The following is a 20,554-nucleotide window of genomic DNA, read 5'->3' on the forward strand; positions in this document are numbered from 1 at the left end:
GCTCACCGCCGTATCATGACGGCACACGGGAAGGAGCACCGTTCATGAGTGTCGACGCGATCGTGCACACCGAGTTCCCCAAGGGTTACACGGTCCTGTTCGGGGCCGACGGAAAGGTGATCATGACCCCGCAGAGCGAGGAGCACTCGAGCACCATCAGGTCGATGCAGATCGACTCGGCCGCCGCCCTCGGCCGTCATGCGAAGGTCACCTCCGACGTCTACATCGACTTCCCCGCCGACGAGAACTCCGCCCCCGACCTGGCCATCCTGCGCGAGGACGCGCGCAAGGAAGGCAAGCGCTACGGCTTCGAGGACGTCCTGCTGATCTCGGAGGTCGTCTCCACGTCCTCCGCCCGCAAGGACTACGACGACTGCACCGCGAAGTACGGCCGGTACGGCATCCCCGTCTACCTCGTCGTGGATCCCTACGCCCGGGAAGTCGTCCTGCACACCGAGCCCACCTCCAGCGGCTACAGCACCGCCCACACCCGCGCATACGGCACAGGCAAGCTCCCCATCCCCCTGGCCGACGGCCGCACCTTCACCCTCGACCTCGACGAACTCCCCCTGCCGGACCCGGCGCCCGACAGTCACTGAGTCTGAGAAAACGCGCCCCGAAGCAGGAAGAGGCCCGGCAGCCGGTCGGCGAGGGCACGATCATCGAAACCGCGACTGAAGAGCTCCACGCATTGGGGTGCCCGGGGTTTTGGTGATCAGTCCCGGGGTTTCCCGGTCCTTCCGGCCCCATTCTGGCCCCGGGAAGGCCCGGCGGCGGGCTGGGCCCCATCGGGCGGGACTCCAGTTCTGGACCCGGCGACAAAAGGGCGTCCAGCGCACCGACCTTGCGACGCGAAGACGCTCTTCTCACATCCCCCGCACCGTTCATCCGGTGCGGGGCAAGCTCGGCACCATCACCGACATGGTCCGCTCCGGCGTCGCCCCCGCCGCCCTCATTGCCGACCAAGCCGAGACCGCGATCGTCGAGGCCCCGAACCCGGCCGGCCTGGACGAGGTCGACGAGATCCCCCCGGTCGAGCAGATCGAGGCCACCGCCTGCGAGTACGAGCGCGCCGCCGACCAGGCCCGCCGCACTGACCGTGGCGAGCGCGCCGCGAAGAAGGTCCTCGACAGGCTGCCCGCCGGCACCTACGGCGCATGGCGCGTCTGCCGCACCCCGTCCTCGCGGTAGACCCCGGGCCTCGCCGAGATCACCCGCATCTTCAAGGCCCACGGCCTCGCCCCGTCTCGATGAAGGCCTGCACCCCGAGCCTCAAGGTCGAGTTCGCCGAGGCCGCACCGGTCGACGTCGATACTGCGGTCCTCGTCAGCACCTGGCAGTCACCCAAGATCGCCAGGGCGACTACCACCGAAAGCAGAACGCCCTCGGCCGGTGGTTACGGCAACGGTCCCGAGGTCTGTACCCAACTCCCGCGTTGAAGGAGCAAGAGCATGGCGAAAACAGCAACAAGCGTTACTCCCGTCGGCGTCACCAAGCACCTGGCTTCTCTGCCTCCGCAGCCCGAAGCCCTCAATTCCGACGCAGAAATGCAGGCCCGTGTCGAGCAGGACTCCGCCCGCATCATGGCTGCCATCAACGACCCCACCACCGCGTTCGAGGTGCTCACCGCTGCGCATGGCATCCAGGTCGTGGAGTGGGAAGGTCCATTCGACGGCCTGTACGGGCACTACCTGCAGCACAAGGACGGCACCCGTCTCCTCGTTGTCCCTGCCGGACAGGCTCCCTCCACCCGCCTGTGGGCCGCACGCGCCCTCCTCGCCCACCAGGGCGTGATGCCAGTATGACCTTCTCCGACTTCGACAAGGCCACCGCCGCCACCCCCACCGCGCTTCTCGACCGGCTCGCCGCCGTCCTCCCCGGGGCGGTCGACGAGGCGATGCGGAAGGCCCTCCTGGACGTGTACACCCCGGAGAAAGCCAAGGAACTCGCGGACGACATCTTCCTCCGCCTCCGCCAGCTGTACACCGACAAGGCCACGGAGGTGACGCTGTGACCGTCTCCGCCACGAAGCCGTCCGCCGACCACCTGATGGACACCCCCCTACCCGTGCTGATCAACGAGTTGGGCGTGACGCTCACCGACTCCCCGATCACCGACCGGGCGTTCTTCGGCGCCGTCATCGTCCAGCGCAAGACGGGTGAGCTGCGGCTCACCATGCCGACCGGGCGCAACGAACTGAAGCACGACACCGTCGCCCGGTACCTGCTCGCCCAGGCGCTCGGGGTAGACCGAGGTGACGCTGTGACCGCCACGATCCCCCTCGACCTCACCCTCACGGTCCGACGCGGAACCATCTCCCTTGGCAAGGCCGCCGACATCCGCGACCTCAGCCCCGCCGACGGCACCGCCACCCTCGTCTACGACAGGCACCTCGCCAACCCCGGCACCGCCGTCTGGCTCGCCCGCATCTCGCTGCGCCGGCACGGGTACGCCGTCCGCGAGGTGATCCTCGACGGGATGGGCCCGGGCATCACCGCCCTGTTCCGGGAAGCGTCCCGGCTCCGCCTGGACGTCCACCTGGGCAGCGGCAAAGGCACTCCCAGGGTCGTCACCTACCACGACAGCCCGGCCGCGTACCAGGTCCCGGCTGGCTGGGACCTGGCGGACGCCACCGACCGGCTGCCCGCCGCGCATGCGGCGGCCCGCCCCCACGTTGTCCGCGCACTGCGCGCCATCGACGTAGAGAAGGAGAACAACGGCGGGCGTATCGACAAGGCCCTCGACGTGGCAGCCGGGATGATCCTGGAGACCGGGGACCCCGACCAGGTGTGGGACACGCTCACCCGCGTCCTCTGCGAGACCGGGTCCGAGCGGGCGGAGGTGCCGACATGACGACCGCCGTCAACGCCGAGGCCGCCCGCATCATCGGGCAACTCCAGGAAGGGCACGCCGCGATGAACGCGGCCGGGCTCGGCAGCTCCGCACTGGAGGACTTCAACAACCTGCTCACCGAAATGATCACCGAGGCTCCCGACCCGAAGTTCCGTCTCCACGAGATCGTCGAGCTCCTCGCCCGGGAACGCGGTCCCGTCCTGGCGCCGGCCGCCCAGCCGACGCCGCGACCTGCATCGGTGGACATCACCACTGGCTGACACCATTGCGGCGGCTCCTGTCGATCGTGTCCCAGGTGAAGTGCGTTGATCGCGGGATTGTCCGGATGACACAACCCTGCGGCCCAAGCACGCCCGTGACGGCACGGCAGATCAGGATCCATTTGCACAATCACTGCACGCACGGCCACCACGCCGAAGCCGACAGACCCGAGCCGACCGGCAGCACGGAACAAAAAGCCAGTTCACAGCCCTGTGAACCGAAACGCCCACTGCCAGTCGATCCCAGACCTACGCATTGCGATACGTAGACCACAGATGCCCGAATTGCCTGGATTCCAAGGTCGCCCGAAACAAGAAACCCCAGGTCAGATGGCCGACCTGGGGTTCACCACAGAGCCACTTTCGGGATTCGAACCCGAGAGCTACGCATTACGAGTGCGCGGGTCCAACACAGCGGTCGGTCTTCATGGTGGACGCCAAGGACCCAACCCTCGCAAGTACGTCACGTATCATCGGACGCTTCGCAGGCGGCCCTCGGCAAGGAGTCCCCAAAAAGTCCCCATGATCAACAGCCGTCCACATGTCCGTCAAGTACAAGGAGACGGCCCGGGGCGGGCTGGCGGTGAACATCATCGAGTGCTAGGGAAACGGGCCCTGACCAGCGCGATGCCCTCGCGGCCTCGGCCGTTGGCGGTTGTTGTCGTCCTCTGGGCAGCTCGGAGGGTGTCTACGCCAACAAGTTGTCCAGGGGGCCCTGTTGTCGCATTTCCACGGCGCTGCGGGGTGCGAGGGCCTCGGTGTCCGACGGGTATGGCAGACGCCGAGTGGGCGGTGGTGAGGCCACTGCTGCGGCACGGTGCTGGACGCGATCCGCTTCCGCGTCGACAACCGCGGAGCCGCCCGCGCCGGTGACCGCCGAGCGTGCCCGGCACCGCATGCGGTACGGCTGGCCGTCCGGCCCCGGCGGACCGGCCTCGTCCGCTCCGAACCGGCCCGACCCGGGCTGGTCCCGGCGAACGGCCCGGCACGGTACCGACAGCTTCAGGACATCGGGTTCACCGACGGTCGCGGGTGGTCAGAGGCGGAAGACCTGGGTGGTCGACAGCGCCGGGTCTCCCGGGCGGACGTGGAGTTCGCCGCGGGCGGGCAGCATGACCACCGCGGCGACCGTCCGTTCGCGGCGGATGTCCCCGCTGTCCGGAACCCGGATCGGGGGCTCGGCCAGGACGGCGAAGTGCTCCTCGGGCCCCGCGCCGGGGGGCAGCCCGGCGAGCCCTGCCGTGCCGGCGTCGAGCCGCCGCAGCGAGGAGTTGCGGGCGAAGACATTGATCTGGTCGCGGGTGGTGAAGTCGGGGTGCAGATAATGGTTCGTGTGCACCGGGGTCGCGGCCTCGCCCACCCGGTATTCGCCGTCCAGGTGCTCCACCCACACCGCCCGCCGGGGGTCGCAGAGCGTCAGGACCCGGGAGCTGGTCAGCCGAAGGCCGGCCAGCACCTCCAGGGCCTCCTCCACACTGCCCGCCGTGTCGAGCAGATGGCGGACGGCGAGGTAGGGCGGCAGACCGTCGGTGCCCCAGTCCCCGCCGAGGACCAGGTTGATCCCGATCGCGAGCCCGTCGCTGTTGAGCCCCAGATAACCGAGCAGCCCGCCGAAGCTGAGCACCAGCGAACGACGCCCGGTGCCGGGCCGGGCGACGTCCAGCACCGCGAGGTAGTCGTCCAGGTCACCGTTGAGATCCACGGTTTGGGCGAGGACGGGATGTCCGCCGGCGGCCGACCCGCTCCGGGCGTAGGTGGTGCAGTCACCCATGGTGCGCACCGGGACCCTCTGATACCCCATGATCTCCCGGCGCAGCTGAAACAGCCATGCCTCGGACTCCTCGATGCCCGCACCCGCGGCGATCCCCCGGACCTCCTCGGCCAGTTCCGGCGCGGCCGCCGTGACCGCCGCCCGGTGGGCGGCGATCACCGGCCTCAGCCCGGCCAGGGTGACCGGGCCCGCCATGACCCTGCCCAGCCGGGCGAGGGAGTCGCCGAGGAACGAGCGCAGGGGGGCGGCGAGGCGTTCACCGTGCGCGTGTCCGGCGGCGAACGGCTCACCGTGGACGCGTACGAGGGGAATGCCCGCGCCGCCGGTCACCGGACGGCGTCCAGTCGGGACACCCGGGGCCCGGCCGCCAACTGCCGCTTCACCTCGGGCCATTCGGCGCGCAGGATGCTGTAGAAGACGGCGTTCCGGCGGCGGCCGCCGGGCATGAAGTTGAAGCTGCGCAGGGTGCCCTCCTCCCGCGCCCCGATGTTCCGCAGCCCCTGCCGGGCCTGGACGTTGAGTTCGTCGGTCTTGAACTCGACGCGCTCGGCTGCCATCCGTTCGAAGGCGTGCTCCAGAAGCAGGTACTTCGCCCAGCGGTTGACGCCCTGACCCTGGAAGTCGAGGCCCAGCCAGGACCAGCCGATCTCCAGCCGCGCGTCGGCCTCGGCCATGTTGCCGTAGCTCATGCTCCCGGCGACCCTGCCGGTTCGCAGATCGGTGATGACGTGGACGGCGCGGCGGCCTGCCGCGTGGTCCGCGAGGGTGGCGTCGAAGAACGCCTCGAAGTCGGCGTCGGTCTCGACGAGGCTGACGAAGTAGCGCCAGATCTCCGGGGCCATGGCGACGGCGCGGATCGCCTCCCGGTCCCCCGGGGTGAGGGGGGTGAGCCGGACGTGTGCGTTCTCCAGTGTGGGGGACGCGAGTTCGGACCAGGTCATGGTGTTCACACCGCCTTCGTGGAGTGCCGGGAGAGCGCCGCGACCACATCGCCCAGGGTGCGCATGTCGGCGAGGTCGTGTTCGGTGAAGCAGGCCAGGTCGACGCCGGTTTCCTGGCACACCGAGGTGAGGAAGAGGACCTTGTTCAGCGAGGTCAGCCCGTAAGTGTCGGTCATGTCGGCGTCCGGGTCCAGGATTTCGGGGGCCGGGGCCGGGTCGATGACCAGTACGGCCGCGAGATTCTCCCGTGCGGCCTGCTCGATGTCGGGAAACTCGGAGGACTCGGAAGAATCAGACATGGATTCCCTCCCGGTTGTCGTGGATCTCGTCTCGGTGCGCCTCGTGGATCTGCGGTCGGCGCGGCTTGAACTGCGAGGTGAGCAGGCCGTTCTCGATACTGAACGGTTCCCGTGCGACGACGGCTCTGCGGATCCGTTCGTCCGGCTCCAGGCCGCTGTTGGCCAGTCTCAGCTGGGCGGCGATCGCCTCGTGGTCGGCGGGCCGGGTGGCCGGGGAGACGACGGCGACCAGCTCCGTCTGTCCGGGGCAGTACAGCACGCACTCCTCGATCGCCCCGCCGCTCGACCGTACCCGCTCCTCTATGGGCCTGACGACGATCTTGCGTCCGTTGTCCAGCACGATCACGTCGTCGGCCCGGCCATGAACGAAGAGGAAGCCGTCCTCGTCCAGATGGCCGAGGTCGCCGGTGCGCACGATGCCGTCCGCGCCGAAGATCCGCTCGGAGTCCCCGGGCGCGGCGTAGGCGTAGCGCACGTTGACCGGGTGGTCGCTGCGGACGCTGATCACCCCGTCCTCGCCGATGATCACCTCCTTGCCGGGCAGCACCTGCCCTACGCTGCCCTGGCGGTGGGCACCGGGGTGGTTCTTGGTGACGATGCAGGTCTCGTTGAGCCCGTAGCCCTCGTAGATCGGCAGTCCGGCCTGCTCGGAGAAGAAGCGCAGGACGGCGGCGCTCGCCGGTGCGGAGCCCGTCCACAGGTAGCGGATCCGGTCGCCGAACAGCTGCCGTGCCGCCTCCCGTACGGCGTCCGCCGCCGTGCCCTCGGCGGCCCGGCGGGCGCGGGCCTCGATGTGCCGGCGGGCACTCTCGTAGAAGGCCGGTACCCCCATGACTACGGTGGGCCGCACCCTGGGCAGCACGGCGAAGGCCGCCTCGTAGGTGCTGACGGTGACGTCGTGGCCGTCGACGAGCGCCGAGTAGATCCAGTAACGCTGCTGGAGCAGGGAGAGCGGCAGGAACACGAACACGTCGTCGCCCGGGCCGTGCGCGAACAACTGCCGTACGGCGCGCAGCGAGCCGTCGATACTGCCCGCCGTCGCCGCCAGGCCCTTGGGTACCCCGGTGCTGCCCGAGGTGAACTTGACGGTGGTGGTGTCGAGCGGTTCGTAGCGTGCGGGCGGCAGAGGTGTGCTCTCCTCGTCGAGCGGCTTCTCCGCCATGGTCCGGACCTCGGCGACGGGTATCGCCCCCGGGACGTCGCACGGGCGGTCGGTGAAGAGCACCGTGATGCCGTAGCGGGCCATCAGTTCGGCGGAGGGCTCGAACTTGCCGGGTTCCAGGCCGGCGGTCTCCGCCTTCAGCCGCAGCGCGGCGAGGTCGAGCAGGACCCATTCCAGGCTGTTGGCGGCGATGATCCCGATCCGGTCGCCGGGTCGCACCCCGCGCTCCCGGAGCCGGGCCGCCAGCCGCCCGGACCCTTCGTACAGCTCGGCGAGGGTCAGCGTCTCCGTACCGCCGAGACGGGCGAAGGAGATCCGGCCGCCGTGCGCGGGCGGACCGGAGACGATCCGGTTCAGGTACGACTCCGGTGGGGTGTCCGGGGTGTTCATCACGCGTCCGCCCCCTTCGCGGTCCGGGTGGCGGTGAGGTGGGCGGCCATGGCGCGCAGCGTGTCCAGCTCGGCCATCCGTTCCAGCGGGACGGTGATCCGGAACTCCTTGCGCACGGCGGTGAGGATGCGGGCGGCGGCGAGGGAGTCCCCGCCCAGGTCGTAGAGGTTGTCGGCAGGGGACACCTCGGTGCGCAGGACGTTCGCCCAGATACCGGCGAGGGTCTTCTCGGTCTCGTCGGCGAAGGCCACGGGCCCGGGGGACCCGGCGGGCCCGGGGGGCGTGTCCGTGTCCTCCTGGGAACCTGCCGCGGCCAGCGCCTTGCGGTCGACCTTGCCGTTGCGGGTCAGCGGCAGTTCCGCGTGCCAGACCACCGTCGAAGGGATCATGTAGTCGGGCAGATCACGGCGGAGCGCCTCGCGCAGCTCCGGCACCGCCGGACGGGCGTCGCCGGCCGGCACGAGGTGGGCCACCAGCCGGTCGCCCCGGGCGCCGGCCCGGGCCGCGACCACCGCCTGCCGTACGGCGTCCAGCGCGACCAGCCGGGTCTCCACCTCGCCCGCCTCGATGCGGTAGCCGTTGACCTTGATCTGGAAGTCACCCCGGCCGAGGATCTGGATGGACCCGTCGGGCAGATAACGCCCCAGGTCGCCGGTGCGGTAGAGCCGTTCGCCGCGCCGGGGGTCGAAGCGGAATCGCTCGGCGGTGCGCCTGTCGTCGCCCCAGTAGCCCCGGGCCAGACCCGTGCCGGCGGCGCAGATCTCGCCGGTCACCCAGTCCGGGGTGTCCAGGCCGTCCGGGTCCAGGACATACGCCCGGTTGTTGGCGTTGGGCCGCCCGTACGGGATGGACTCGCTGCCGTCCTCCTCGGGGCCCACGGGGTGCAGGATGTTCCAGATCGTCGTCTCGGTCGGGCCGCCGAGCGAGACCACCTCCAGTTCCGGCATGGTCCGGCGCAGCGCGGCGGGCAGCGTGGGCGGGATGCGATCGCCGCTCATCATGACCAGCCGCAGCGCGGGCGGTACGGTGCCGCCGGCCGCCGCCTCGTCAAGCATCAGTGAGACGATCGCGGGCACCGAGTTCCACACCGTGACGCCCGCCGAGGCGCACAGGTCCAGCCAGTGCGCCGGGTCGGCGGCCCGCTCCGCGTCGGGCATCACGAGGGCCGCCCCGGCCGACAGGGCCCCGAAGACGTCCCACACGGACAGGTCGAAGTTGAAGGCGCTGACGGCCATGAACCGGTCGGCGGGACCGATACGGAAGCGCTCCGCGCAGTCGGCGACGACGTTGGCCACACTGCGGTGGCTGACCATGACGCCCTTCGGCTCCCCGGTGGTCCCCGAGGTGTAGAGGACGTACGCCAGGTCGTCCGGGCCGGCGCCCGGCAGCGGGGCGGGCGGCGGGGCCGCCGGGCCCGCCGGGCCGGCGGTCAGGTCGAGGACCTCCCGCTCCTCGTCCTGGTAAACGGAGTTGGTGAGGACCAGCCGGACCCGCCCGTCGTGCAGCATGTAGGCGCGCCGGGCGGCGGGCAGCGCGGCGTCGACCGGCAGATAGGCGCCGCCGGCCAGGACGGTGGCGAGGATGCCGGTGATCTGCTCCGGTCCACGTGTCGCCACCAGGCCGACCAGCTCGTCCCGGGCCAGGTCCCGTTCACGCAGCCAGAGGGCGGCGGCGGTGGCGCGGGCCAGGAGTTCGCGGTAGCGGATCGTCCCGGCCGAGGTGATGACGGCGGGCGCGTCGGGCGTCCGGCGGGCCTGGGCGACGAAGGCGTCGCCCAGCAGGGTGTCCGGCCGCGGTACGGCGGTGTCGTTGGCGGCGCGCCGCCTGGTCCGCTGCGCCGGGGGCAGCAGGTCGAAGTCCGTGGCCTGCCAGGCGTGTTCCTCGGTGAGGGTCTCCAGCAGGGTCCGGTAGCCGTGGGTGAGGTCGTCGAGGAGGCCTGCGGGGAAGAGCTCGTCCACACCGTCGAACTGGACGACGAGGCCGCCGTGCCGCTCCATGGCGAACACGTTGAGCCACACCTGCGGGGTCTGGCTCACCGAGTACGTCTCCGGTCCGAACAGTTCCAGCGCGGAGCCGTCCGCCCCGTCCCGTACATGGCCGATGGCGCTGTTGAACGTGAACGGCATCCGCGCCCCGGCCACTCCGCCCCGTCGGCGGGACAGCTCGCGCAGCACGTCCAGGCCGGAGAAGTGCCGGTGGTCCAGGTCGGTCCGCAGCCGTGCCTGTACCGAGCGGGCCCGCTCCACGAAGGGCAGCCGGCGGTCCACGGTCACTTCCACCAGCATGGTGTCGGAGAACTGGCCGATGGCGTCGAAGGCCCGGGGATGCACCGGCGGGCGGTTGGCCACGGTGGTGTTGAGGGTGAACGCGGTGCCCGCACCCCAGGTGGCGAGGGTCTCCGCGTACGCGGCGAGCAACAGCGCGGACGGGGTGAGCCCCGCCTCGGCGGCATGTCCGCGCAGGACCTGCCACCGCCGCGCGTCGAGCCGGACCTCCCTGGGCACGAACCGGGCCTCGCTGACCGACGCGGGGCTGACCCGCAGCGGCAGATCCGGGTGGGGTGCGAGATCGTCGAGCCGGTCCAGCCAGTACGCCCGGGAGCGGCGGGCCGGTTCACGGGCGTCCGCCTTCTCCAGCGCCGCCACATGGTCGGCGAAGCGCAGTTCCTCGGGGGGGTCGGCGTCCGGCCCCTGCGCGTACGCCTGCCACCAGGCGCGGAAGAACAGGAACATGCTGATCCCGTCCATCACCAGACCGTCGTGGCTGACGTGCAGCACCATCCGGTCGTCGGCGAGCACGGTGACCTCGACGGCGAGCAGTGGGCCGTCGGCGGGCAGCACCCGGTGCGAGCGTTCGGCGCGCAGTTCGGTGAGGATCTCCCGCTGCCGCGCCGCGCTCTCGCCGCGCAGATCCAGCCGTTCGATCCGGGGCGGGTCGCCGGCCGGCTGTTCGGTCTGCCGGTCGTCCGCGGGAAAACGGGAGCGCAGTGCGCTGTGCCGGTCGACGACGGAGGCGAGCGCGTTCTGCAGCCGGTCCGGGTCCCAGGCGCCCTCGATCTCGTGGTAGACGTGGCTGGCCACGTCGCCGATCTCGAAGAGGCCGTCCCGGCCGAGCAGATAGCCTCGCTGGAGGGGGGTCAGCGGGAACCCCCTGGTCCGGCGCTCCTCCTCGGCGAGATGGGCGACCAGGCCCTGCTTCGCGGTCCTGATCCGGGCGACGAACTCGGGGTCCATCCGCTCACGTACGCCCTGGAGCCGCAGGTCACCCCCTTCCAGGGTGATCGCCAGACCCCGCTGCTCCAGCTCCTTCAGGAGTTCGAGGTGGTCGAGGCTGGACGTCACGGCCGGGCCCCTTCCGGCTCGGCCGACAGCAGGGACGCCCGGTCCCCGGCCCGCTCGGCCAGCAGCGCGGCGAGCGCGGCGAGGTCCAGCTCGCCGAGGAGTTCCTCCACGGTGACGTCCACGTCGAGATGGTCGAGGATCTTGTACTGAAGAGTGACCGCGGACAGCGAGGTGGTGCCGAGTTCGCTGAGCGTGCGGCCGGCGAGGTGCTCCTCGGGCGGCAGGCCGAGGAGTTCCCGGACGAGACCGTCGAACCAGGCCGGCAGCGGTGGCGCGGACGACTCCTCGGGCAGGGTGAAGAACACCGCGTCGGCGAGCCGCACCTGGGTGCCGGGGGCGAGGAGTTCGACGGTGCGCGGCCACTCGGTGGGCTCGGGCAGGCCGAGCGCGTCGGCGAGCCGGGCGGCGAAGCGCGGCATGACGGGTGCGGCACCGTGGGCCAGCAGCCGGGCGGCGGCCAGTTCCAGCGCGGTGGCCGTGCGCAGTTCGCTGTGCCAGTCCGCGCGGCCGGCGAGCAGCGCGGCCTCGCGGTGGCTGAACCGTACGGTGTCCTCGACGAGTCCGGCGAGTTCGGCCGCCGCCTCGCGCAGCGAGAAGCCCTCCGGTCCGAGGCTCGCGGTGAGCGCCGCCAGACGTCCGCCGAGCCGGCCGAGGAAGGCCGACTGCTCGGGCGTCCAGGTGCCGGCGTCCGGCGCGCTGCCGTCGTAGGTCTTCGTCACCCGGGTGCCCAGGTCGTTCAGCCAGGTCTGCCAGGTGCCGGCCAGGGTGTCGCGGAGCACCGTCTCGTAGTCGGCGCGCCGGAAGTTGGTGCGCTCGCCCTCGGGGCGGGTGCTGGACAGGAAGTAGCGGACGGCGTCGACCGTGTCGGGGCCGAGGATCTCCTTGCCCCAGATGGCGTGCCGCCTGCTGGTGGAGAACTTGGCTCCCTCCAGCAGGTAGAACTCGTTGACGTGGTAGTCGATGTCGGGCGACCAGCCGGGGAACGCCAGCCGGTACAGCACCGGGTACAGCACCGCGTGGTAGAAGCTGTTGTCGTAGCCGAAGAAGTGGACGATCTTCCAGTCCTGTTCGGGTTCCGCCGCCTGCCACCGCTCGCCGAGCCCGGTGCCGAGCGCCTCGATGCCGTGCAGGAAGCCGTAGCTCATCTCCGGCCAGACCCAGATCACCTGGCCGTCGCCGGCCGGTTCGGCGGGGCCGACGCCCCAGGACGAGGGGTGGGTGACGGGGATGTCCAGCCGGGGCCGGGCGAAGATCCGGTCGGCGAGTTCCCGCAGCCGGGCGGGGGCGCGGCCGAGCCGGTGGTGGTCGGCCACCGTGTCCCGGAACTCGTGCAGCGGGAGCGAGAACCGGGTGGCGGTGCCCCGCCGGGGGGCGGCCGCGGCGCGGCTGGTGACCGGGTCGGTGAGGTCCGCGACGGTGTTGGGCTCGCCGCACTCCTCGCAGATGTTGCCGCTGGTGCCGTTGGAACAGCCGGGGCAGCCGCCCTTGACGTCGACCTCGTAGAGGTACTGGCCGGTCTCGGGGTCGAACAGGGCGTCCCCGGGGGTCGGTTCGACCGATCCGGAGCCGGCCAGCCGCGAGAAGAAGGCCCGCAGGCCGTCCCGGTAGCCGGGTGCGGTGTCGGTGACGGTGTACTGGTCCAGCGGGATGTCCATCAGCCGCAGCGTCTCGGCTATCTCGGCGCTGTAGTGGGCGGCGGTCTCGGCCGGGGAGCGGTTCTCGGCGCGGGCGGCGGCGGTGACGTAGCTCTGGAAGTCGTCGCTGCCGGTGAGGTGCCAGACCCGGGCGCCGTTCATCCGCTGGAAGCGGGTGTAGGCGTCGGCTCCGAGGTAGGGGCCGGACAGATGGCCGAGGTGCAGGTCGCCGTTGGGGGTCGGCGGGGTGGAGAAGACGAACACCGGCCGGTCGGCGAAGCTCTTGCGTTCCGTGTTCCCGGCCGAGCGCAGCGCGCGGTCCGGGTCGCGCCAGTACTGGGTCAGGAAGACCACGTCGGTGCTGCCGGTGTTCTCCAGCACATGGGACTCGAAGGGTTCGAACAGCGCCACGGTGCCGGGCCGGGCCGGGTGGCGGCGGCCGTCGACGACGAACTCGCCCTCGCCGGCCACGATCACGAACATCTCGGTCTCGTCGTGCTGGTGGCTGTCCGAGGCGCGGCCCGGGGCGACCCGGCCCCAGCCGGCGCCCGTGCCGAGCCCTTCGATGCCACTCATGTCGATACCGAAGGCGTCCTTCAGGGCGCTCTCGTCATAGGTGTCGATGATCACGGCTTGCGCCTCTCTTCGGAAAGGTTCAGCAGGTCGGCCGCCTCGGCGGCGAGGGCGGGGGCCAGCCGGTAGCCCGAGCCGTTGGCGGCGCCCGCGAACACCACGCGGTGGTCGTCGGTCAGGGCGGTGACCAGGGGTTCGCCCGCCGGGCCGTAGGCGTCGCAGAAGACCCGCCCGGAGATCCGGGAAGGATCCACCGGAGCGGCGAGGTAGCGGTCGAGGACGGCCAGGGCGTCCCGCAGGTCGGCGGCGGACAGCCCGCCGTCGCCCACCGTGTCCGGGTCGACGTCCCAGTCCTGGCAGGTGTAGCTGAACAGCCAGTGGCCGCGGTGGGAGAACGGCAGCAGGAACGCGTCCTCGTCGTGGAAGACGGTGGCCCGGTCGTCGGGAGCGGGGGCCATATCGAGGTGCAGGGCCACGATCCTCTTCACGCGGGCCCCCAGCGGCGCCACCAGCTCCCGCCAGGCGGGGGCGGCGAGCCAGGGACCGGGGGCGAGCACCACCCGGCCGGCGGTCAGTGTCTCCCCCGTCGCGAGCCCCAGCCGGACGCCGTCGGGCCCCGGTTCGAGGGCCGTCACCCGGGTGCCCTCGCGCAGCACGGCGCGGCCGCGCAGGTCCCGGGCGAGCGACTGGGTGAGGGCATGCACGTCGGCGTACTGTCCGCCCCGCACGTCCCAGGCGCGGTGGCCCGCCGGGAGCCGTACCCCGGGGACGGCGTCCGCGGGGGTGAGTCCCGCGCTGTCCAGGTAGACCTCGCGCACCGCGGCCTCGGAGGCGTCGGCCGCCACCACGGTCATCGGCACCGGGTGGATGGGCAGTTCGGGACGGTCGGCCAGGAGCTTGGCGTAGTGGTCCTGGCTGTGGGCGGTCATCCGGCGCACCCGCTCGGTGACGCCGCGCGGGAAGTGCAGGCCGGCCGAGCGGCGGGTGGCTCCGCTGCCGGCGATGTCCCGGTCGATCACGGTGACGCGGGCGGCGGGGTCGCGGGAAAGGATCTCCAGGGCCGTCATGCAGCCGAGCACCCCGGCTCCGACGACCGCCACGTCCGTTTCCGTGTCCGTATCCCTGCCTGCGGTCGTGCCCGTACGCGTGGTCCGCGGGTGCGCGGTGCCCTCGGTCATGACGCGCTCCAGGACTCTTTGGCGGCCTTCGAGGACCACTCGATGAACGACGGCAGCTGCTCGTCACCGGGCACCCCGCGCAGCCGGTCGGCGATCCGGCTGCTGCGCCAGGCGTTGAGGCTGAGGTTCGGGTCGGCGAGACCACGCTGTCCGCGTACGGCGTTCTGGACGAAGATGTTGCGGTCCAGCGGACCGTCCCACTGCACGGCGAAGTCCTGGTCGACGCGGAGTTCGTCGCCCTCGCGCTCCAGCCGGCCGGCGATCGGGGCGAGGAAGTCCATGGCCGCCGGACGGAAGCCGGTCGCCCAGATGACGATGTCGGCCTCGTGGTGCTCGACCGAGCCCGCGTCGTCGTTGTGCCGCACCGTGAGGTCCCAGGGCGCGCTGCCGCCGCCGCTCACGCCGGTCACCTCGCGGTTGGGCTGCAGACGCACCAGGTGCGGGTTTCCGTCGACGAAACGGTGCACGTAGACCCGCTGGTAGAGGTCGCGGAGCGTGGCCTCGGAGATGCCGTCGCTGCTGAGGATGTGCTCGGTGTTGAAGGTGCTGCGGGTCTCGGCGGGCAGGCCGTAGAAGTAGTCGGAGTGGCCGGGCATGTAGAAGTCGTTGGTGAACGTGGAGTCGTCGATGGGAAAGTAGTTGCGCCGCCGGGAGATCCAGCAGACCCGCTGCGGCAGCCGGTCCCGGTCGCGGGAGACGAGGTCGAGCACCGCCTCCGCCCCTGACTGGCCGCCGCCGACCACCACGACACGCTTGCCGGCGAGATCGTCCGCGCGCGCCAGGTAGTCGCTGACGTGGAACTGCGTCATCCCCAGCAGCCCGTCGGCCTGGGGCGGCACCCAGGGGCCGCTGCCGACGCCGATCACCACGTTGTCGGCGGTCACCCGGCGCCGGTCGGTGCGCACGGTGAACACACCGTCCTCGAAGTCGACCTCGGTGACGGTCTCGCCGAACACGATGTTCTCGTTGCGCCTGCTGGCCCACTCCAGGTAGTTGCGGAACTCCCGGCGCGGCACGCTGGAGAACTGGGCGTTGAGGTAGTGGTACACCCGTCCCTGGTCGTGCAGGTAGGACAGGAACGAGAAGGCGTTCGTCGGGTCGGAGAGGCTGACGAGGTCCTTGAACAGGGACACCTGGAGGGTGGTGCCGGGTATCTGCTGGCCGTCGTGCCAGCCGAAGGCCTCCCGGCGGTCGAGGAAGAGGTTCGGCACGTCCGGGTAGCGGTGCAGGAGGGACGCCAGGCTGAGGTTTGCGGGGCCCACCCCGACCCCGACACAGCGGTAGTGCGTCGAGGGATGCGGGGGATCGTGCGGGGAACTCTGCTGTCCCATGTCCGGGACTCCCTTTCTTCCAGGGTATTTCGGCATGTTTTTCCTGCTGTAGCGGTTTATTTCTCCCTTGTGACGAGACGTGTGGGAGTACGGCGGCATGCGGCGGGCGCGGTGTGCCGCGGGTGGTGTGGGGTCTCCGCGGCCCGCACAGGGGAGGACGGGCCGCGGAGACGAGGGGCACCCCTAGGGGTGGAGGACGGGCCGCACTCCGTGGGCGGCCAGGGCGTCGAGCCAGTGGGCGGCCTCCGCCGGGTCCTCGGCGGCCCGGTTGAGCCCCGGGGGCAGTGCGCCGGCGAGGATCCGGGTGACGCCGAGGGCGAGCGGCAGGGACACGCAGCGGGCCATGGCGCTCTCCTCGGCGGTGCCGGTCAGGTCGAGCAGGTACTCGCCCTGCCAGCTACGGCCCGCGCCCGGCCCCGAGGCCGCCCGGGCCCGCAGCGCGACGGCGAGGACGACCCGGTCGCGGTCGGCGGGCGTCGTCGGGTAGCGGTCGGCGAGTTCCTTGGCCAGCGCGGCGATCCGGGCCGGGTCACCGTCGCGCACGGTGGCGAAGACGGGTTCCCAGGCCTGCCGCCAGCCCGCGTTGCGCAGGGTGCCGCGGACGAAGGTGTGCATGCGCCAGCCGGCCGGAATGCCGTACTGGGCGAGGAACGGCAGGCTGTCGCGGTTGGGGTAGACCTCGAAGTCCTCACCGCCCAGGCCGAGCGTGCGGGTGGCCTCCCAGGGGTGTGCCGCGACGCGCTCGGCGCCGTCCTCGACGTACCGCGCGGGCGAGCCGAGGGCGGCGAGCACACCGTAGGGAGCCCAACTGAAGCGGTAGCGGAAGTCGTTGGGTACGGCGGGAACACCGCCGCAGTAGGAGGTCAGGACGACGTCCTCGGCGGTGTCACCGAGGTCGGCGCGGGCGGCGGCGACCAGCCGGTGGGCCAGCAGGTGGTCGATGCCCGGGTCGAGGCCGGCCTCCGTGAGGACGACCAGCCCGGCGCGGGCGGCGTCCTCGGCACCGTCCTTGATCGGGTCGGAGACGTAGCTGGAGCAGGCGAAGTGGGCGCCCGAGTCGAGGCAGAGCCGCAGCAGGCCGGGGTGTTCCGCGGCGGGCAGCATCGACACGACGACGTCACCGGGCCGCACCTCGGCGGCCAGCGCCCGCGGGCCGTACGCGCGGGGCCGGGCCCGGCCGGTCAGGCCCAGTTCGGCGAGCCGGGCGGCGGCGCGCTCCTCGGTGCGTCCCCAGAGCAGGACCTGTCCGGCACGTTCGCACAGCAGACCCAGTCCGCCGGGTCCTGTGGACAGTCCGGTGCCGATCCAGTGCACGGTGGGCTCAGGCATGGGCGGACTCCTGGAGGGACTTCTGGGCGGCGTGGAAGGTGCGCAGGCAGCGTTCCCAGGGCGGGCTGCCCAGGTCGAGCAGGTGCGGCAGCAGATCTGCGGAGAACGAGCGGCCGGCTTCGGCGGGCAGCAGGGAGGGCAGGTTGTCGATGGCGATCACGTCCAGTCCGGGCAGCCGCCGGACCGGCTGCTCCCAGGTGGTGATGCGGTCGTTGAACGGCAGCACGTTGCAGTCGGAGGTCACGTCGCAGGTGACGTCACCGACGACGGAGAGCCGGCGGCCGGGTGTGTCCAGGTGCCCGGCGGTCAGGAACGGTGGTACCGGACGGCTGGTGAGGACCGCGTTGACCAGGATGTCGTGGTCGAGCAGTGCCGCGCGGTCGAGGTCGCGGGTCTCGGCGAGGTCCCAGCAGGTGGGGTCGATGCCGGCGGTGGCGAACGCGTCGCGGGCGCCCCTGCCGCAGCGGCCGAGGGCGCCGGTCACCAGCGCGCGCAGCCCGTCGTCGGTACGGGAGTCCCGCAGGGCGGCGTCCAGTTCGGCGCGGCCGAGCGGGACAAGGGGGGCGGCCAGGCGGCCACGGCGGTGCAGGACGGCGAGCGCGGCGCCGACATATCCGGCCCAGTAGCCGAAGGCGGCGAGCCGACGGCCGTCCTCGTCGGTGAGGTACTCCAGGTCGAGCAGCGAACCGCCGCCGGCCGCGAAGCGGCCCAGCAGTTCCGCGGCGCCGGACTGGCCCTTGTAGGCGTGCCCGAAGAAGATGTGCCGGTGGGTCAGCCGGGCGGGGGCGTCGGGAAGTTCCTTCAGGCCGAGGACGTACGCGTCGGCGGGTGCGCCGGTCCAGGAGCCCGCCGGGGCGGTCGCGCAGCCCGCGGCCCGGTAGTCCCCGAGCGGGAAGACCCGCTGCGGCGACTCCTCTACCGTGACCGGGACGCCGTGTGCCACCAGGACGGCGGCGTCCTCGGGTGTCAGGGGTGCGCGGCGCTCACTGGACCGGCTCTCGTGCCGCATCCACAGGCGCGGGGCGTCGGACATGCTGATGGTGCTCCCAGTTCTGTCGAGCTGTTCCGTCGGGCTGTTCTGTCGGGTCGGGCTGATCACAGGACGGGGATACGGGCGTTGGCCAGCGGCCGGTAGCCGGGGTCGGCCGGCAGGGTGCCGGGCTGTACGCCCGCGTCGAGAAGGGCTCCCACGATGCCGGTGGCGAGGGCGACGGCGAGGTCCCGGCCGGGGCAGTGGTGGGCGTCGGCGCCGAAGGTGAACACGGCCGGATCGGTCCGGCCCGGACGGAAGGCGTGCGGGTCGGCGTTGACGGCCGGGTCACGGTTGGCGGCGGCCAGCACGACCAGCACCTGCTGCCCGGGGAGCACCTCGGCGCCCCGGTGCCGGAAGGGCCGGGCGGCGAAGCGCCGGGTGTTCTGGATCGGGGCGTCGTGCCGGACGACCTCGCGGACCAGCGGCTCCAGCCCGTCGGCACCCGGCGGCACGGCCTCACCGCGGGCCAGGGCGACCAGGGTGTTGCCGATCAGCCCGGCCGTGGCGTCGTAGGTCTGGGACAGGAAGCCGATCGCGTTGGCCAGCAGCGGGGCGGTGTCCGTCCAGTCTGCGGCCCGCGCGGCCCGGACCAGGTCGCCCAGCAGGCCCTGAGCGCCCTGTTCGAGGCCCGGGCCGAGCAGCTTCTGCAGCCGGTCGGCGGCCACGGCGGCGGCCCGCTGCTGCTCGGGCGTCGCGGTCGCCGGGATGCACTGGACGAAGTCGCCGATCAGCCGGGCGGCCTCGTCGTCGGCGCCGTCGTCCAGACCGCACAGCCCGGCCACCACGCGGGCGGGCACCGAGAACATCAGCTCCTCGTAGGGGACGTCGCCGCCCCTGGCCAGCACGGCCCGGGTACGGGCGGACGCCAGCCGGGTGGTGGCGGCCGGGTCGGGGCGGCCCAGCGCGTCGCCGACCACCTGTTTCAGGCGCCGCTGGAGCGTGCCGTCGGTCATCCGCACCAGGCTGCCGAACACCTCCCCGGCGGGGGTGCCGACGATTCCGGCGGGCACCGGCTCGGCGGGCGGGCGCACGCACAGCTCGTCGGCCCGCAGGACGGCGCCCACCGCCTCGGCGTCGGCGGCCACCCAGGCGGACAGGGACTCGTCGTAGGAGAAGGGCCGTTCGGCGACCAGGGTGGCGTAGTAGGGGTACGGGTCCGGCTCACGGACGGCTGACACGGGAGAGGTCGAGGAGGTCAAGGCGAGTTCTCCAAAAGGGAGTTCGGGCGGCGGCCTGCGCCGGTGGGGAGTCAGCCGACAAGGTTCGCACGGCGGTTGTCCAATGCGCCCGCGATGGTGAGCCGCTGCACCTCCGACGTGCCCTCGTACACCCGCAGCGACCTGATCTGCCGGTACAGGCGTTCGGTGACGCTGTCCCTGACCAGCCCCGCCGCGCCCATGACCTGGACCGCCGCGTCCACGGTCTGCTGAGCGGTCTCGGTGGCGTACAGCTTCGCGATGCTGGAGTGCTTGGCAAAGTTCCGGCTGCCCCGGTCGGCCTCCCAGGCGGCACGGGCAACCAGCAGGGATCCGGCGTTGAGCCGTACCTCCATGTCGGCCAGCGAGGCCTTGACCAGCTGCAGATCGATCAGCCTGCCTCCGTAGGCGGGCCGGTTGCGGGCCCGGGCCAGGGCTGTGTCGGCGGCTCTGCGGGCGAAGCCCAGCGCGGCGGCGCCGACGGTCATCCGGAACCGTTCGAGCAGGTCCAAGGCGATGACGAAGCCGCCGCCCGGCCGGCCGAGGACGCTGCCCGCGGGCACCCGGCAGTTCTCGAACGCGAGATGAGCGAAGGCTCTCGGGGCGATGGCGTCGACGCTCTCGGCGACCTTCAGTCCCGGGGTGCCGGCCGGGACGAGGAAAGCGGTCAGGCCGAGGGGGCCGGCTCCCTCACCGGTCCGCGCGACGACGGTGTACAGGTCGGCGATCGGGCCGTTGGCGATCCACGCCTTGCCGCCGTCGAGGACATACCCGCCGTCGCTGTCGCGGCGGGCGGCGAGGGTGAGGGCGCCGACGTCCGAGCCGGCCCCCTCCTCCGAGATCGCGAAGGCGCCGATCAGGGTGCCCTCGGCCATGCCGGGCAGATACCGGCGCCGCTGCTCCTCGCTGCCGTGCCGCAGCAGCGGGGTGGCGGCGAGCGCCTGGATGGAGAAGGCGAAGTCGGCCAGGTCCTCGGTGTGGGCGAGGGTCTCACGCATCAGGCACACCGCCCGCAGGTCGCCCGGGCGCCCCTCGGCGGGCGGCGCGGCGGGGTCGAGGAAGCCCAGCCAGCCGCCGGCGCCCAGTTCACGGGTCAGCCGTACGCCGGTCTTGTCGGGGGTGTCGTGCAGCGCCTCGGCCGTCCAGCGTGCGCCGTGCTCGGCGCACCAGGCGTCGAGGTCGTGGGCGAGGCGGCGGTGGTCGTCGTCGTAGAACGGCAACCGCAGGACATCGGGGTCGAGATGGTGGAGTGTCATGGACGCC

At 71.9% G+C, this 20,554-nt stretch carries 18 protein-coding genes; 6 read left to right on the top strand and 12 right to left on the bottom strand.

The window, feature by feature from the left end:
- Positions 1-44: 44 nt before the first annotated feature.
- The 6 genes from ACGFZS_RS31640 (at position 45) to ACGFZS_RS31665 (ending at position 3,113) form a co-directional block, all read left to right on the top strand.
- Positions 45-599, top strand: a complete 555-nt coding sequence (locus tag ACGFZS_RS31640) for a Uma2 family endonuclease (RefSeq protein WP_362654599.1) — start codon at positions 45-47, stop codon at positions 597-599.
- Positions 600-891: 292 nt separating this feature from the next.
- Entirely contained in the window at positions 892-1,191 is a 300-nt protein-coding gene (locus tag ACGFZS_RS31645; protein WP_393797929.1) for a hypothetical protein, read from the top strand.
- 260 nt (positions 1,192-1,451) lie between these two features.
- On the top strand, positions 1,452-1,805 hold the full coding sequence (locus ACGFZS_RS31650; RefSeq protein WP_393797930.1) for a hypothetical protein: 354 nt from the start codon (positions 1,452-1,454) through the stop codon (positions 1,803-1,805).
- Positions 1,802-2,014 carry a hypothetical protein gene (locus ACGFZS_RS31655; protein ID WP_393797931.1) on the top strand — a complete coding sequence of 71 codons (213 nt, stop codon included), beginning with the start codon at positions 1,802-1,804 and terminating at the stop codon, positions 2,012-2,014. Before ACGFZS_RS31650 ends, ACGFZS_RS31655 begins: the two co-directional genes overlap by 4 nt.
- Positions 2,011-2,853 (top strand): hypothetical protein, encoded by an 843-nt coding sequence (locus ACGFZS_RS31660; protein WP_393797932.1) that lies wholly within the window; start codon positions 2,011-2,013, stop codon positions 2,851-2,853. Before ACGFZS_RS31655 ends, ACGFZS_RS31660 begins: the two co-directional genes overlap by 4 nt.
- The gene (locus tag ACGFZS_RS31665) at positions 2,850-3,113 is read left to right on the top strand and encodes a hypothetical protein (protein ID WP_393797933.1); all 264 of its coding nucleotides are present in this window, start codon (positions 2,850-2,852) and stop codon (positions 3,111-3,113) included. Before ACGFZS_RS31660 ends, ACGFZS_RS31665 begins: the two co-directional genes overlap by 4 nt.
- 1,036 nt (positions 3,114-4,149) lie before the next feature.
- Here ACGFZS_RS31665 and ACGFZS_RS31670 read toward each other — a convergent pair.
- The 12 genes from ACGFZS_RS31670 to ACGFZS_RS31725 all read right to left on the bottom strand — a co-directional run bounded on the left by ACGFZS_RS31670 (position 4,150) and on the right by ACGFZS_RS31725 (position 20,547).
- Positions 4,150-5,214: a C45 family autoproteolytic acyltransferase/hydolase gene (locus tag ACGFZS_RS31670; protein ID WP_393797934.1), complete on the bottom strand. Its 1,065-nt coding sequence runs from the start codon at positions 5,212-5,214 to the stop codon at positions 4,150-4,152.
- Positions 5,211-5,825, bottom strand: a complete 615-nt coding sequence (locus ACGFZS_RS31675; RefSeq protein WP_393798033.1) for a GNAT family N-acetyltransferase — start codon at positions 5,823-5,825, stop codon at positions 5,211-5,213. Before ACGFZS_RS31675 ends, ACGFZS_RS31670 begins: the two co-directional genes overlap by 4 nt.
- A 5-nt stretch (positions 5,826-5,830) precedes the next feature.
- On the bottom strand, positions 5,831-6,124 hold the full coding sequence (locus tag ACGFZS_RS31680) for an acyl carrier protein (RefSeq protein WP_393797935.1): 294 nt from the start codon (positions 6,122-6,124) through the stop codon (positions 5,831-5,833).
- The gene (locus ACGFZS_RS31685; RefSeq protein WP_393797936.1) at positions 6,117-7,676 is read right to left on the bottom strand and encodes an AMP-binding protein; all 1,560 of its coding nucleotides are present in this window, start codon (positions 7,674-7,676) and stop codon (positions 6,117-6,119) included. Before ACGFZS_RS31685 ends, ACGFZS_RS31680 begins: the two co-directional genes overlap by 8 nt.
- The gene (locus tag ACGFZS_RS31690; RefSeq protein ID WP_393797937.1) at positions 7,676-11,017 is read right to left on the bottom strand and encodes an amino acid adenylation domain-containing protein; all 3,342 of its coding nucleotides are present in this window, start codon (positions 11,015-11,017) and stop codon (positions 7,676-7,678) included. Before ACGFZS_RS31690 ends, ACGFZS_RS31685 begins: the two co-directional genes overlap by 1 nt.
- Positions 11,014-13,281 (bottom strand): class I tRNA ligase family protein, encoded by a 2,268-nt coding sequence (locus ACGFZS_RS31695; RefSeq protein WP_393797938.1) that lies wholly within the window; start codon positions 13,279-13,281, stop codon positions 11,014-11,016. The genes ACGFZS_RS31690 and ACGFZS_RS31695 overlap by 4 nt, the downstream gene beginning before the upstream one ends.
- The gene (locus ACGFZS_RS31700; protein ID WP_393797939.1) at positions 13,278-14,402 is read right to left on the bottom strand and encodes an NAD(P)/FAD-dependent oxidoreductase; all 1,125 of its coding nucleotides are present in this window, start codon (positions 14,400-14,402) and stop codon (positions 13,278-13,280) included. Before ACGFZS_RS31700 ends, ACGFZS_RS31695 begins: the two co-directional genes overlap by 4 nt.
- Positions 14,399-15,733 carry a lysine N(6)-hydroxylase/L-ornithine N(5)-oxygenase family protein gene (locus ACGFZS_RS31705; protein ID WP_393667385.1) on the bottom strand — a complete coding sequence of 445 codons (1,335 nt, stop codon included), beginning with the start codon at positions 15,731-15,733 and terminating at the stop codon, positions 14,399-14,401. Before ACGFZS_RS31705 ends, ACGFZS_RS31700 begins: the two co-directional genes overlap by 4 nt.
- A gap of 183 nt (positions 15,734-15,916) precedes the next feature.
- On the bottom strand, positions 15,917-17,062 hold the full coding sequence (locus ACGFZS_RS31710; RefSeq protein ID WP_393797940.1) for a saccharopine dehydrogenase family protein: 1,146 nt from the start codon (positions 17,060-17,062) through the stop codon (positions 15,917-15,919).
- Complete coding sequence (locus ACGFZS_RS31715; protein ID WP_393797941.1) at positions 17,055-18,095, bottom strand: saccharopine dehydrogenase; 1,041 nt, start codon at positions 18,093-18,095, stop codon at positions 17,055-17,057. The genes ACGFZS_RS31710 and ACGFZS_RS31715 overlap by 8 nt, the downstream gene beginning before the upstream one ends.
- Before the next feature lie 62 nt (positions 18,096-18,157).
- Positions 18,158-19,273 carry a cytochrome P450 gene (locus tag ACGFZS_RS31720; RefSeq protein WP_393797942.1) on the bottom strand — a complete coding sequence of 372 codons (1,116 nt, stop codon included), beginning with the start codon at positions 19,271-19,273 and terminating at the stop codon, positions 18,158-18,160.
- A 71-nt stretch (positions 19,274-19,344) separates the two neighbouring features.
- The gene (locus ACGFZS_RS31725; protein ID WP_393797943.1) at positions 19,345-20,547 is read right to left on the bottom strand and encodes an acyl-CoA dehydrogenase family protein; all 1,203 of its coding nucleotides are present in this window, start codon (positions 20,545-20,547) and stop codon (positions 19,345-19,347) included.
- Positions 20,548-20,554 lie beyond the last annotated feature (7 nt).

The sequence above is a fragment of the Streptomyces sp. NPDC048288 genome (genome assembly GCF_043201555.1).
GTDB lineage: Bacteria > Actinomycetota > Actinomycetes > Streptomycetales > Streptomycetaceae > Streptomyces.

Excerpts from the sequence above, each read along its gene's own strand:
- ACGFZS_RS31715 (WP_393797941.1), bottom strand. The coding sequence starts at position 18,095 with ATGTCCGACGCCCCGCGCCTGTGGATGCGGCACGAGAGCCGGTCCAGT.
- ACGFZS_RS31680 (WP_393797935.1), bottom strand. The coding sequence starts at position 6,124 with ATGTCTGATTCTTCCGAGTCCTCCGAGTTTCCCGACATCGAGCAGGCC.
- ACGFZS_RS31700 (WP_393797939.1), bottom strand. The coding sequence starts at position 14,402 with ATGACCGAGGGCACCGCGCACCCGCGGACCACGCGTACGGGCACGACC.
- ACGFZS_RS31650 (WP_393797930.1), top strand. The coding sequence starts at position 1,452 with ATGGCGAAAACAGCAACAAGCGTTACTCCCGTCGGCGTCACCAAGCAC.
- ACGFZS_RS31705 (WP_393667385.1), bottom strand. The coding sequence starts at position 15,733 with ATGGGACAGCAGAGTTCCCCGCACGATCCCCCGCATCCCTCGACGCAC.
- ACGFZS_RS31640 (WP_362654599.1), top strand. The coding sequence starts at position 45 with ATGAGTGTCGACGCGATCGTGCACACCGAGTTCCCCAAGGGTTACACG.
- ACGFZS_RS31710 (WP_393797940.1), bottom strand. The coding sequence starts at position 17,062 with ATGCCTGAGCCCACCGTGCACTGGATCGGCACCGGACTGTCCACAGGA.
- ACGFZS_RS31685 (WP_393797936.1), bottom strand. The coding sequence starts at position 7,676 with ATGAACACCCCGGACACCCCACCGGAGTCGTACCTGAACCGGATCGTC.
- ACGFZS_RS31655 (WP_393797931.1), top strand. The coding sequence starts at position 1,802 with ATGACCTTCTCCGACTTCGACAAGGCCACCGCCGCCACCCCCACCGCG.
- ACGFZS_RS31675 (WP_393798033.1), bottom strand. The coding sequence starts at position 5,825 with ATGACCTGGTCCGAACTCGCGTCCCCCACACTGGAGAACGCACACGTC.
- ACGFZS_RS31665 (WP_393797933.1), top strand. The coding sequence starts at position 2,850 with ATGACGACCGCCGTCAACGCCGAGGCCGCCCGCATCATCGGGCAACTC.
- ACGFZS_RS31725 (WP_393797943.1), bottom strand. The coding sequence starts at position 20,547 with ATGACACTCCACCATCTCGACCCCGATGTCCTGCGGTTGCCGTTCTAC.